At 64.5% G+C, this 12,400-nt stretch carries 11 protein-coding genes; 6 read left to right on the top strand and 5 right to left on the bottom strand.

Annotated features, from left to right (window positions below; genetic code table 11):
- Nucleotides 1-23: 23 nt before the first annotated feature.
- Complete coding sequence (locus OZ411_RS29780; RefSeq protein ID WP_245475633.1) at nt 24-383, bottom strand: BA14K family protein; 360 nt, start codon at nt 381-383, stop codon at nt 24-26.
- Nucleotides 384-758: 375 nt separating this feature from the next.
- Here OZ411_RS29780 and OZ411_RS29775 point away from each other — a divergent pair, with 375 nt between their 5' ends.
- From OZ411_RS29775 to cutA, 5 genes are all read left to right on the top strand, one after another.
- Nucleotides 759-1,730: a 2-oxoglutarate and iron-dependent oxygenase domain-containing protein gene (locus OZ411_RS29775; protein WP_282530819.1), complete on the top strand. Its 972-nt coding sequence runs from the start codon at nt 759-761 to the stop codon at nt 1,728-1,730.
- Between the two features lie 12 nt (nt 1,731-1,742).
- Nucleotides 1,743-2,507 carry an alpha/beta fold hydrolase gene (locus tag OZ411_RS29770; RefSeq protein WP_282530818.1) on the top strand — a complete coding sequence of 255 codons (765 nt, stop codon included), beginning with the start codon at nt 1,743-1,745 and terminating at the stop codon, nt 2,505-2,507.
- A gap of 137 nt (nt 2,508-2,644) precedes the next feature.
- The gene (locus OZ411_RS29765; RefSeq protein ID WP_282530817.1) at nt 2,645-3,523 is read left to right on the top strand and encodes an FAD binding domain-containing protein; all 879 of its coding nucleotides are present in this window, start codon (nt 2,645-2,647) and stop codon (nt 3,521-3,523) included.
- Nucleotides 3,523-4,050: a (2Fe-2S)-binding protein gene (locus OZ411_RS29760; RefSeq protein WP_245475635.1), complete on the top strand. Its 528-nt coding sequence runs from the start codon at nt 3,523-3,525 to the stop codon at nt 4,048-4,050. Before OZ411_RS29765 ends, OZ411_RS29760 begins: the two co-directional genes overlap by 1 nt.
- On the top strand, nt 4,050-6,443 hold the full coding sequence (cutA, locus tag OZ411_RS29755) for an aerobic carbon-monoxide dehydrogenase large subunit (RefSeq protein WP_282530816.1): 2,394 nt from the start codon (nt 4,050-4,052) through the stop codon (nt 6,441-6,443). Before OZ411_RS29760 ends, cutA begins: the two co-directional genes overlap by 1 nt.
- 160 nt (nt 6,444-6,603) lie before the next feature.
- Here the strand turns inward: cutA and OZ411_RS29750 are convergent, their stop codons facing one another.
- Genes OZ411_RS29750 through OZ411_RS29735 form a run of 4 tightly spaced genes read right to left on the bottom strand, consistent with a single transcriptional unit; the run spans nt 6,604 to nt 11,238 of the window.
- A complete protein-coding gene (locus OZ411_RS29750) occupies nt 6,604-7,539 on the bottom strand; it encodes an ABC transporter permease (RefSeq protein WP_207234374.1) in 936 nt (311 codons plus the stop codon).
- A 10-nt stretch (nt 7,540-7,549) separates the two neighbouring features.
- Nucleotides 7,550-8,617, bottom strand: coding sequence for an ABC transporter permease (locus OZ411_RS29745; protein WP_282530815.1), 1,068 nt, complete (start codon nt 8,615-8,617; stop codon nt 7,550-7,552).
- A gap of 22 nt (nt 8,618-8,639) precedes the next feature.
- Nucleotides 8,640-10,142, bottom strand: a complete 1,503-nt coding sequence (locus OZ411_RS29740) for an ABC transporter ATP-binding protein (RefSeq protein ID WP_282530814.1) — start codon at nt 10,140-10,142, stop codon at nt 8,640-8,642.
- A 16-nt stretch (nt 10,143-10,158) separates the two neighbouring features.
- Nucleotides 10,159-11,238 (bottom strand): BMP family ABC transporter substrate-binding protein, encoded by a 1,080-nt coding sequence (locus tag OZ411_RS29735; RefSeq protein WP_282530813.1) that lies wholly within the window; start codon nt 11,236-11,238, stop codon nt 10,159-10,161.
- A gap of 399 nt (nt 11,239-11,637) precedes the next feature.
- Here OZ411_RS29735 and OZ411_RS29730 point away from each other — a divergent pair, with 399 nt between their 5' ends.
- Complete coding sequence (locus tag OZ411_RS29730) at nt 11,638-12,312, top strand: isochorismatase family cysteine hydrolase (protein ID WP_130576897.1); 675 nt, start codon at nt 11,638-11,640, stop codon at nt 12,310-12,312.
- Nucleotides 12,313-12,400 lie beyond the last annotated feature (88 nt).

The raw sequence follows: 12,400 nt of genomic DNA, 5'->3' as shown, positions 1-12,400 counted from the left end.
CGCTTGTGTGGGGCTAAGCCTCGTTACGGACAGGGATGGCGGTAACCGTCGTTGCCGAGATAGGTGCCCGAGGCGGGATCATAGGAGCGGAAGCGCTGCGCGCAGTAAGCTTGGGCGTTTGCGGCTTGTGCCTGGCTGGATGCAATGGCACCGCCGATGATGGCGCCGGCGGCGAGTCCGCCAAGCACGGCCGCGCCGGTTCCGTATCCTCGTCCCCCATATCCGCGACGGCCGTAACCATAATGGCGGTAACCGGGACCACCATGCCAGCGGCGGTATTGCACCTGCTGTGCCGAAGACTCCTGTACCATCGGGGACGGCATCATCGGCGCGGCTCGAACAGGTAGGGATGCCGATATCGTCAGCGCTGTGGCGGCGGCCATCAAGAAAATCCTACGCATGTTCACGGCTTGCTCCTTTTCTTGTTTAGTTGGGAACACAACGGCCGTGCTGCCGAACGGTTCCCGGGACTTCCCGCTCGCGACGACAGAGAGTCAGCGAAGCGTTAACTCCCAGTACAAGATTCCGCCCCTGCGGTCATCACAAGATCAGTCGGCCCTCACGTGCGAATATGAAGGGCTCCGTTGCATCTCTGCCGTGTGATCCGATTCGCCTTCGGATGCTTTTTTGGGCCGAAAACGCCAATTTTTGCCGAAACTTTCAGCGCGCGTGATCGCACTTGCCGCGCTACCTAAATGCTGTGGGCGAGGGTGGCGCTTCATGGTCGTGAGGCGGACGCGCGAAGGAGGGTAATCAACATGCTCGAAGCGGCACGGGTTTCGCAGTCCAGTCTGCCGGTGATCGACATCTCCGGCCTATCGTCGCCAGACCTGTCGGATCGCAAGGCGGTTGCCGCCAAGCTGCGCGCCGCCTGTCTGTACAACGGCTTCTTCTACATCTCCAACCATGGCGTCGACGAAAAGCTCGTCGCCGATGTCTTCGCCGAGGCGGCTGCCTTCTTCGATCTATCGCCGGAGATAAAGGCCGAGGTCGACAAGTCGCGCTCGAAGGCCAATCGCGGCTACGAGCCGCTGCAGGGCCAGACGCTGGAGGCCGGCGCGCCGCCCGACCTCAAGGAAGGCTACTATGTCGGGCCCGAGCATGCGCCTGATGATCCGCGCGTGCTCGCTGGCATGTTCAATCACGGCGCCAACCAGTGGCCGTCGTCGCGGCCGAACTTCAAGCCGGTGATGGAAGCCTATCTCAACGTGATGCTGGATCTATCGGCGCGGATGATGGGCGGCATCGCGCTGTCGCTCGATCTGCCTGAAGATTATTTCAGGGGTTATTGCACCGACGCGATGGCGACCGTGCGGCTGCTGCACTATCCACCGCAGCCCGCTGGCGGCAATCCGGATCAGAAAGGTGCGGGCGCGCACACCGATTTCGGCGGGCTGACGCTGTTGCGCCAGGGCGATGTCGGCGGCCTGCAGGTCTGGGACCAGGCGACCGGCGGCTGGATCCATGCCGACCCCGTGCCTGGCACCTACGTCGTCAATCTCGGCGACATGATCGCGCGCTGGACCAACGACAAATACCGCTCAACGCTCCATCGCGTGGTCAACGTATCAGGCCGCGAGCGCTATTCGGTGCCGTTCTTCTACACCGGCAATTACGCGCACAAGGTCGAATGCATCCCGACCTGCCTTGCGCCGGGCGAGGAGCCGAAATACCCGCCGATCACGGTCGAGGAGCATATGCGCGCGATGTACAAGCGGACCTACAAGTAGTCGGTCGTCGCCATGAGTGCTCCATCCCCGCGCTACACCTTCATCCTCATCCACGGCGCCTGGCAGGGCGCCTGGGCCTGGGAGACCATCGTCCCGCGCCTGAAAGTGCTCGGGCACGAGGCGGTCGCCGTCGACCTGCCGGGCAACGGCCACAACCCGCTGCCACCCGAGCAGGTCAATCTCGAACGCTACGCTGCGCATGTTGTCGACGTCATCGACAGGACCGAAGGTCCGATCATCATGGTCGGGCACAGCATGGGCGGCACGGCGGCCGCGCAGGCCTGTGAGCTGCGGCCCGAACGGATCGCGCTCGCGGTCTTCCTCTGCGCGTTCATGCTGCCTGACGGGATGTCCGTGCTGCAGTTCTACGAGCGCTATCTTGAGCCATGGATGCGCGGCGCGCATGCGCGTGTCACCTACGATGACGCAGGTTTATTGTCGCGCATCGACCCGGCTTCCGCGGTCGAGGTGTTCTACCAGAAGGCGGATCGCGCGTTGGCCGAGGCCGCGGCGCGTCGCCTGACGCCGCAGCCCGAAGGTGGCCGCCGCTCGCAACTGAAGCTGTCGCCGGAGTGCTTCGGCACCGTGCCGCGCGTTTATATCGAGGCGCGCGAGGATCGCTCGGTGCACCTGCCGCTGCAGCGGAAGATGCAGGAGCTGTCGCCGTGCCTCGAAGTCTATGGCCTCGACAGCGACCACGCGCCGCAGCTCTCGCAGCCGGATGAGCTGGTTGCGCTGTTCGTGAAGGCGGTCGCCGCGCACGCCCGCACGCTGTGACGGATTTTGCGACCGCGCTTCAATCGCGACGGCAGATCGATGCTTCATTTGTAGGCAAATGGTGCTCATTTCACTTCGTTGACAGCGTTTTCGCGCAACCTATCCTGACCGCAGTTTTGGCGAGCTGAACAGATCAGATGAAGCCCTCCATCTTTGGCTACCAGGCGCCAACATCAATCGAGGAAGCAATCAGCATTCTGGCCGGCGATCCCGATGCAGTCGTGCTCGCCGGCGGGCAGACATTGTTGCCAGCGATGAATTTTCGCGCCGCCAATCCGTCCACGCTGGTGGACATCCAGCATGTGGCCGATCTGCGTGGCATCGAGGTCGGCGCCGACGTCATCGTCGTGAAGGCGATGACGCGTCACCGCGAATTCGAACTCGATGCGGAGGTTGCGCGCGTCAATCCGCTGGTCGCTGAGGTCATGCAGCATGTTGCCCATGTGCCGATCCGCAACCGCGGCACGGTGGTGGGCAGTCTCTGCCACGCCGATCCCTCCGCGGAAATGCCGCTGCTGCTGGTCTTGCTCGGAGGCTCCGTGATCGCGCAGGGGCCGTCGGGGCAGCGCGAGATTGCGGCCGAGGATTTCTTTCAATCGTTCCTCACCACCGCTCGCGAGCGGGACGAGATCATCACCGAGGCGCGCTTTCCGGTGCTGTCGAAAGGAGCGGGATGGGCCTTCGACGAGGTGACGCGGCGTCATGGCGACTACGCGATTGTGGGTGTCGGCTGCGTGCTGTCGCTCGATGATGGCGGCCGTGCGTCGCGCGTGCAGCTTGCGGCCTGCGGCATTGCGGATACGCCGGTGCGCCTGAACGAGGCGGAGAATACCCTCACGGGCACGGTGCTCGGTGCGTCCGATCTCGACGCCGCGGTGGCAGCTTCCGCTGCGGCCGTGACGCAGCCTGACGAGACGCATGTGTCCCAAACCTATCGCCGCAGGGCGCTCGGCACGCTGATCCGCAGGATGGTGACGACGGCCGCGCAACGCGCCACGCAGATGGAGACCGCCTGATGGCGCGAACGATGAAGGCCGCGATCCCCGACCGCTCGGCCGATGCCGAAGTCGACGTGTCGATGACGGTCAATGGCGAGGCCGTCAGCCGCAGCGTCAGCGTTCGCATGCTGCTCAGCGACTTCCTGCGACATGAACTGGGGCTGACAGGCACCCATGTCGGCTGCGAGCACGGTGTCTGCGGCTGCTGCACGGTGCTCCTTAACGGCAGGGCCGGCCGCTCCTGCCTGACGCTGGCGGTGCAGGCGAATGGCTACGATATCCGCACCATCGAGTCGGTCGCCGCCGCTGACGGCACGCTTCATCCGGTGCAGCAGGCGTTCAAGGAGTGCCACGGCCTGCAATGCGGCTATTGCACGCCGGGCATGGTGATGAACATCGTCGCCCGCTTCGAGGAGCCGGGAAAGCTTGATCTTTCCGACGAGGGTATCAGGGATCTGCTCTCCGGCAATCTCTGCCGCTGCACCGGCTATCTCAACATCATCGCTGCGGTGCGCCGCGCCGCCGAACTGCTCGGACGGGCCTGATGTCGACACGCCAGTTCGGAGCGCGCGTCGAGCGCAATGTCGATCCCAAGCTGCTGCGGGGCGAGGGCGCCTTCGTCGACGACATTCCGCTGCCGGATGCGCTGCACGTCGCCTTCCTGCGCAGCCCGCATGGGCGGGCGCAGATCGTCTCCATCGACACGTCGGCGGCGAAGCGCCATCCGGGCGTTGCGGCGGTCTTTACGAGCGACGATATCGGCGCGCTCGACGTCGAGATGCCGCTGTTGATTCCGCACCCTTCGATGAAGAATCCGAAGACCCAGCGTCCGCTGGCGCGGGGCGATGTCTATTATGTCGGGCAGACGGTGGCGATGGTGGTCGCGGTCGACCGCTATACCGCGGAAGATGCCGCAGCCCTGATCGAGGTCGAGTATGCGCCATTGTCGCTCGAGATGGATCTGGCGAAGGCGCTGACCGACGACGCGCCGCTTGTGCATGCCGACGTGCCGAACAATCTGGCGGCGCATTTCATCCAGACCAGCGGCGATCCGGACGACGCTTTTGCACGCGCTGAGCACGTCACCAAGATCACCGTGCAGGTCGACCGCTCGACAGCAGCGCCGATGGAATGCCGCGCGGTCGCGGCGCGCTGGGATGCGGTATCCGGTGAACTCACAGTATGGGACGGCACGCAGGCGCCGATCTCGGTGCGCGGCGGGCTTGCGTCCGTGTTCGAGCTCGATGAGGACAAGGTCCGCGTCATCGCCCCCGATGTGGGCGGCGGCTTCGGGCAGAAGGTGCTGCTGTTCTATCCCGACGAGCTCCTGGTACCGATGGCGGCGATGCGGCTTGGGCGCCCCGTGAAATATATCGAGGACCGCCGCGAGAATTTCCTGGGCTCCTCGCAGGAGCGGACCCAGATCCACACCATCGAGCTCGCCGCGCTCAGGACCGGAGAGGTGATTGGGCTGCGCGATTTCTTCCTGCACGACACCGGCGCCTTCATTCCCTATGGCATCGCCGTGGCGCAGGTCGCCTCCACCTCGATCGCGGGCCCGTACCGGATCCCCAACATCTTCGTGGAGTTCAAGGCGGTCTATACGCCGACCGTGCAGGTGACGCCCTATCGCGGCTGCGGCAGACCGCAGGCCTGCTTTGCGATCGAGCGCGCGATGGATCAGCTCGCCGAGGAACTCGGGCTCGACCGTTTCGAGATCCGTCGCCGCAACTTGATCGCCGAGAACCAGTTTCCCTATGAGCGCGACGGATTGCTGTTTGCGGATGGGCTCAAGGTCACGCTCGACAGCGGCCAGTATGGCAAGGCGCTGGCGATGGCCGCGGCCGAGCTTGGCGCGGAGAATTTCGCCGCCGAGCAGTCGAAGGCGCGCGCCGAGGGACGCTATCTCGGGCTCGGGCTCGCCTGTTACGTCGAAGGCACGGGCCTCGGTCCCTACGAGGGTGGCCACGTCAAGATTCACCCGATCACCGGCAAGGTCTATGTCAACACCGGCCTCAGCACGCAAGGGCAGGGGCACGACACGGTGTTCGCGCAGATCGTCGCCGATCAGCTCGGCGTCAGCCCGCAGGACGTTATCGTGGTCGAGGGTGACACCAAGGCGTTCGACTGGGGTGTGGCGACCTTTGCGAGCCGCGCCGCTGTCGTCAGTGGCAACGCGATCCACAAGACCGCGCTCACTGTCCGCAAGAAGGTGATCGAAGCCGCCGCCAACATGCTCGATGTCGACCCTGACCAGATCGAGCTGCGCGACTCTGCGGCGTGGGTGAAGGGCTCGAACCGCTTTGCGCCGCTGGCGGCGATCGCAACTGCGAGCAATCCCTTACGTTACGCTTTCAACAAGGCCGCGCAGGCGGCGACACAATTCGCGCCAGCGAGCAAGCATGATGGCCCGCCGCTTGCCGACGGCCAAGCGCCGGGACTTGAAGCCACCGACTATTACAGCCCGTCGCGATCGACCTGGGCCTATGGTGTTCACGGCGCAATCATCGAAGTCGATCCCGGTCTGTGCACGGTGAAGATCAGGAAGTATGTCTGCATCCACGATTGCGGCAACATGATCAATCCGATGATCGTGGAGGGGCAGGTGCTCGGCGGCATCGCGCAGGGGATCGGCGGCGCGCTCTACGAGCATCTCGACTACCAGGCCGACGGTAATCTCGCCAATGCCAGCCTGATGGATTTCCTGGTGCCTTACGCGACCGAGATTCCCAACGTCTCGATCCTGCACCTGGAGACGCCGACGCCGCTCAATCCGCTGGGCGTCAAGGGCGTCGGCGAAGCCGGCTGCATCGCGGTCGGCGCGGTCGTCGCCTCCGGCGTCGAGGACGCGCTGCGTCCATTTGGTGCGCTGAAATTCCACCAGGTGCCGCTCTCGCCGAACATGATCTCGCACGCGCTGGAGCAGGTCGGGTACTAAGCGGCTCCGCTATATACCTCGCCCCGCTTGCAGGAGAGGTCGGATCGCATCGCAGATGCGATCCGGGTGAGGGGGAGTCTCCGCGCATCATGGTCCCACCGTCATCGCGGAACCAGCCCCTCACCCCGACCCTCTCCCCGCAAGGGCGGGGAGAGAGAAGTCACCGCCGCTCCTCGCGCACATGCGGCTGGCCGAGTGCGCCGGGCTCCTGCGTGATGCCGGAATCCTTGGTGCCGACCCAGATCATGACGGCGATGGTCGCGAGATACGGCGTCATCAGCATCAGATATTGCGGCACGCGGATGCCGGCCGCTGCGATTTGCGGGATCAGCGCCTCGATGCAGCCGAACAGAAGCGCGCCGGCGAGTGCGGGCCACGGCGCCCAGCGCGCGAACACGACCAGCGCCACCGCGATCCAGCCGCGGCCGCCGGTCATCCCGGTCACCCATAGCTTGACGCTGACGACCGAGATGTAGCCGCCGGCCAAGCCGATCAGCGAGGAGCCGGCGACGATCGCGAAGATCCGATGCAAGGTGACGCTGACGCCGGCGGCGTCCGCGGCGCCCGGGTTCTCGCCGACCGAGCGGATCCGCAATCCGAGCATCGTGCGGAACAGCAGAAAGTTGACAGCGAAGAAGATCAGGATGGTGAGATAGACGATCGGATCCTGCTGGAACAAGATGCGCCCGATCCCGGGGATTTCCGACAGCGGCCAGATCTTCAGCGGCGCAAGGCCCGTCAGTTGCTTGTTCTGCCATTTCGCCAGCGTGCCGACGAGGCCGGTAAAGCCTTGGCAGAAGAACACCACCGACAGTCCCGCGATCACCTGGTTGATGCGCAGCACCACCACCAGCACCGCAAACAAGAGCGAGACCGCGCTCGCCGCCACCATCGCGGCGACGAGCGCCACCGCCGGATAGCCGCCGAGCGCGAGGCAGGCGCCCGCGCCCGCGAGCGCGCCGACCAGCATCAAGCCTTCCGCGGTGAGGTTCAATACGCCGGAACGTTCGGCGATGATCAGGCCGAGCGCCGCAAGCGCGTAAGGTACCGCGGTGACGGGAGCGTTGGCCAGCCAGTTGACGAGGAAATCGATCACAGCTGTCCTCTCAACGTATCCACCTGATGCGGTGACGGATCAGGAATTCCGACGACGCAACCGTCATGACGATGATCGCTTCGATCATCTGCACCATGGTGAAGGGGATCTGGTAGAATACCTGCAGCGTCTGGCCGGTGATGAAGAGCACCGCGATCAGGAAGCTGACGATTGCGACCACGATCGGATCGTTGCGCGAGAGGAACGCGATCAGCACGCCGGAGAACACGTAGCCGTTGGCGAAGGATTGCGTGAGCCGGCCTTCCTGGCTGGCGACATTGACGAAGCCGGCGAGCCCCGAGCAGGCGCCGGAGATCGCGATGATCCAGATCGTCGCCGTCTGCACGGGCACGCCGACGACTTTCGCCATGCGCGGATTGGCGCTGATGAAGCGGGTGTAGAAGCCGATGCGGCTGAGATGGATCATCCAGCCGGCTGCGAGCACGCCGGCGAGCGCGATCAACAGACCGGTGTTGACGCCATAGCCGATATCGGTCAGCCGCTCGAAGGGACGAAAGGGCGTGGACTGCGGGAACGCGGTCTTGGAGTCCTGCCAGGCGCCGTAGAGCAGGTGGAACAGGAAATACATCGCCACGTAATTCAGGAGCAATGTCGCGATGATCTCGTTGACCCGGAAGCGCAGCTTCAGGAACACGACCAGCAGCACCCAGAGCGCGCCGCCGAGTGCTGCGGCCATTCCCATCAGGATCAGCCGCGTGGCCGGCGGGCCGATGTCATAGATCGAGATCGCGGCGGCAAAGATGCCGCCGAAGACCATCTGGCCCTCGATGCCGAGATTCCAGAAGCCGATGCGGAAGGCGAGGCTTGCGCCCAAGCCGACCAGGATCAGCGGCGCGGCCTGGATCAGCACGCCGCGCAGGTTCTCCGCGGTCAGCACGCCCGCAAGCTCGCTGGCGAGCGTCAAGGGTGGGATGCCGGCCACCGCGAGGATAGCGACCGAAATCGCAAGGCCGAGGATCAGCGACGATCCGACGAACAGCGCCTGTTTCCATGCCGGCAGGTTCTGGCGCACGTCGAGAGTGAGGCGGCCGAAGCCGCGCGAGGTTACGGGGGTCAATGGTTCGGCTCGGCGCGAGATGTCATGCATGGTCGACCATGGCGCGGCCGATCGCCTGGCGGTCCGCAGGGCGTTCGAATTCGGCGACGATCGCGCCGCGGGTCATCACGCCGATGCGGTCGGACAGGCTCAGGATCTCGTCGAGGTCCTCGCTGATCAGGACGATGGCGGCGCCGCGTTCACGCGCCGCGATCAGGCGCTGATGCACTGCGGCACAAGCGCGCGCATCGAGACCGCGGCTCGGGCTGTGCGCGACCACGACGTCCGGCTCGCGGCTGAACTCGCGGGCGATGACGAGCTTCTGCGCGTTGCCGCCGGACAAGAGTGAAGCCTTCTGCTTGACGCTGCGCACGCCCTGCACGTCGTAATCCTTCACTGCCGCGATGGCGTCGCGGCGCATCGCTGTGCGATCGAGCCTGACAACGCTGCCGTAGCGCCCGGAGCGGATCTGCGCCACCGCAAGATTGTCCTGGATCGGCAGGCTGCCGGCAAGCGCATAGGCGTAGCGGTCGGCGGGGATCGCCGCGATCGCAGCTTCCCGCCGCCTGGACGGGCCGGCATGGCTGATGTCGCCGGCGCCATCGACCCAGATCTCGCCGGTGGAGGGCTCGATCGCGCCGATCAGCGCTTCCGCGAGCTCGGCCTGGCCGTTGCCGCTGACGCCGGCGATGCCGTAGATCTCGCCGGTGCGGACATAGAAGCTCGTGTTGTTCAGCATGGTGCGGCCGTCGCCGCGCGTGTAGATGAGCGCGCCGACATTGAGCCGGGTCTCGCCGCCCTGGTGCGGCGTACGCTCGGGGAGTGCCGAAGTCTGGCCGACCGTGAGCTCTGTCAGTTCTTCCGCAGTCGATTGCCTGGGATCGAGGGTGGCCACCGTCTTGCCGCCGCGCATGATGGTCACGACATCGGCGTAGCGCTTCACGTCCTGCAGCTTGTGCGTCACCAGCACGACCGCGGTGCCGGATCGCGCCAATCGCTGCACGATCTCGAGCAGGCCGATGGCTTCGGCGTCGGTCAGCACTGCGGTCGGCTCGTCGAGGATCAGGATCCTGGCGCCGCCGACCAGCACCTTGACGATCTCGGCCTGCTGCTGCTCGGCCACCGTCATGCTGTCGATGCGGCGATCGGGATCGATGGAGAATTTGAGCGCATCGACCTGCTTCTTGATCGCGTCGCGGATGTCGCGCAGGCCGGAAGCGAAATGCGGTTGCGGATTGGCGAGCAATACGTTCTCGGCCACGGTGAAAGGTCTTACCAGCTTGAAGTGTTGGTGCACCATGCCGATCCCGTGAGAGCGGGCCGAGGCAGGTCCGCTCAGCGAGATCGGTGCACCATTGATGGAGATCGATCCGGCATCCGGCGCGTAGAGACCGGCGGCGACATTCATCAGCGACGATTTGCCGGCACCGTTTTCGCCGAGCAGGGCATGGACTTCGCCGGAGCGGCTCTCGAAGGACGCGCCATCGAGAGCCAGAGCCCCGTCAAAGGATTTCCTGATCCCGGCAAGTTGCAGGGCCGCATTCATCAGAAGATTTGCTCGCCTATTTCTGAGTGATGACGCCAGGGATGAACCAGTCCATCTTCCAGAAGCCGGCATCGTCGAGCGACTTGCCCTCGGCGACGCGCACGGTGCCGGCGGTGTCCTTGATCGGGCCGGCGAAGATCTGCTTGCCGGCGATGATGGCGTCGCGCTCGGCCATCACCTTGTCGACGACGTCCTTCGGCACCACGCTGTTGCAGCAGGCGATATCGGTGCCGCCATCCTTGATGCCGGGGAAGGCGCCATAAGGATTGGGCTCCCAATTGCCTGCCGCGATTTTCTTCAGTTCGGGCCCGAGGAATTTTTCCCAGGTCCAGGCCGATGAGCACAGCGTTGCCTTCGGCGCGAACTCGCGCAGGTCGCGATGGTGGCCGGTGCCGTAGATGCCGCGCTCCTGCGCCACGATCTGAGGGGTGGGGGTGTCGACATGCTGGCCGATCACGTCGATACCCTGGTCGGCCATGGCCTGCGCCGCGGCGCGTTCCTTGACCGGATCGTTCCAGGCACCGGTGAAGATCACGGTCACCGTGGCCTTCGGATTCATCTTCTGCGCGCCTAATTCATAGGCATTGATGGTCCAGTTCACCGGGCCGATGGGATGCGCGGCGACGAATCCGAGCTTGCCGGACTTCGACATGGCGCCCGCGATCATGCCGCAGAGATACTGGCTCTCATAGGTGCGGCCGTAGAAGGATTCGAGGTTCGGGCCGTTGGTGGTGCCGGAGCCGTTGAGGAATGCGACCTTCGGATATTTCTGCGACAGCTCCTTGAACGTGTCGGAATAGCCGAATGCGGTGCCGATGATCACGTTGTAGCCGCGCTGGATGAAGCGCTCCGCGGCCGGCGTGATCTGTCCCGCAACCTCAGGCACATTTTCGACGAAGGGAATCTGCATGCCGACTTCCTTCTCGATCTTCGGGCGCGCCTCGTCATAGGCCTGCGTCCAGCCGCCGTCGGTCTTGTCGGCGAAATAGAGGAACGCGATCTTGGCCGGCGCCGGGAGTGTGAACCCGGCGGCATAGGCGGCTGCCGCGCCGCCTGTCAGGGCAACGGCAAGAACAGGAATTGTAGTCCAGCGCATCACGCAGATCCTCTCGATGTGCGAAAATTTGTCGACCGTTCAGGACGGGTTCCGAAAAAATCTTCGCATTGTTGGAAAAAATAGCACGCCAATTGTTTAGTCACCGTCGAGCCAATCGATGAGCAGTCCCCTTGCATCCTTGTCGTCGCGCGACCGCTTGCGGTAGCGCGCAGGAATGAGCGAAGCGAGCTTGCGTTCGGCTCGCACATTCCATTGTGTTGCCCGGCGGCATCCGGTCGCGCGCAAGGCGCAAACGAAAATTGATGTGTGATTGATGTTGACGCGCGTTTGCGCGAGCGCCTCCTCGCGGCTTGAATATTGCTTGGCGGGCGCCGATGCGCTGTGATCGATGCGTGCATTGGCGCGGAACGGCAAACTGCTTCGGCGATAGGAGGCGTGATGAAGGCTTATGTGTATGGTGCGAAGCGCGAGCTGTCGCAGGGGTTCGAGGATTTCACGCAGGCCTCGCGGACCGCGATCATCTCCGTCGACATGCACCAGGGACATCTGGCCGATACGCCGGATTGTCCTTGTCCCGCGCCGCGCGCGCGAGAGATCGTCGCGCCGATCGATCAGTTCCATGCCGCGGCGCGCGCGATCGGCGTGCCGGTGATCCACGTCAAATCGGTGCTGCGCAAGGGCGGGGTCGACGACATCGCCGGCATTCCCTCGGCGTGGCGGCGCACCTTTCCGCTCTATGTCGGCGCGATCCCCAACTCCGATGCGCATGCGATCGAAGGTTCGCGCTGGACCGAATTCGTCACCCATGTGGAGCCGCAGGACCTGATCGTCGCCGGCAAGAAGCGGCTGTCGCCGTTCTTCGCTACCGATCTCGATTTTCTGCTGCGGCAGATGAAAGTGCGCACCGTGGTGCTCGACGGCGGCATGACCGATTGCTGTATCCTCAACGCGGCGTTCGATGCCAGCAATCTCAGCTATCGCGTCGTTGTCTTGCGCGATCTGGTGCGCGGCACCAATGAGGAGATGGAAGATGCCGCGCTCAAGATGGTGTCGCTGCATCTTGGCATCGTGACCGACGCCGCCGACCTGCTTGCGGAATGGCGCGGCCGTTGAGCTGAAACCGCGCGGTGCATCAGGAGAAGTAAAAGCGCGGCCGCCGGCCGCTCTGCGCTTTTGCCCCTCGGCCCTGGCCCAACCCATG

The sequence above is a fragment of the Bradyrhizobium sp. Arg237L genome (genome assembly GCF_029990105.1).
Classification (GTDB): Bacteria; Pseudomonadota; Alphaproteobacteria; order Rhizobiales; family Xanthobacteraceae; genus Bradyrhizobium.
Note: the sequence above shows the minus strand (reverse complement) of the source record. Positions and strands in the feature narration are given on the sequence as shown.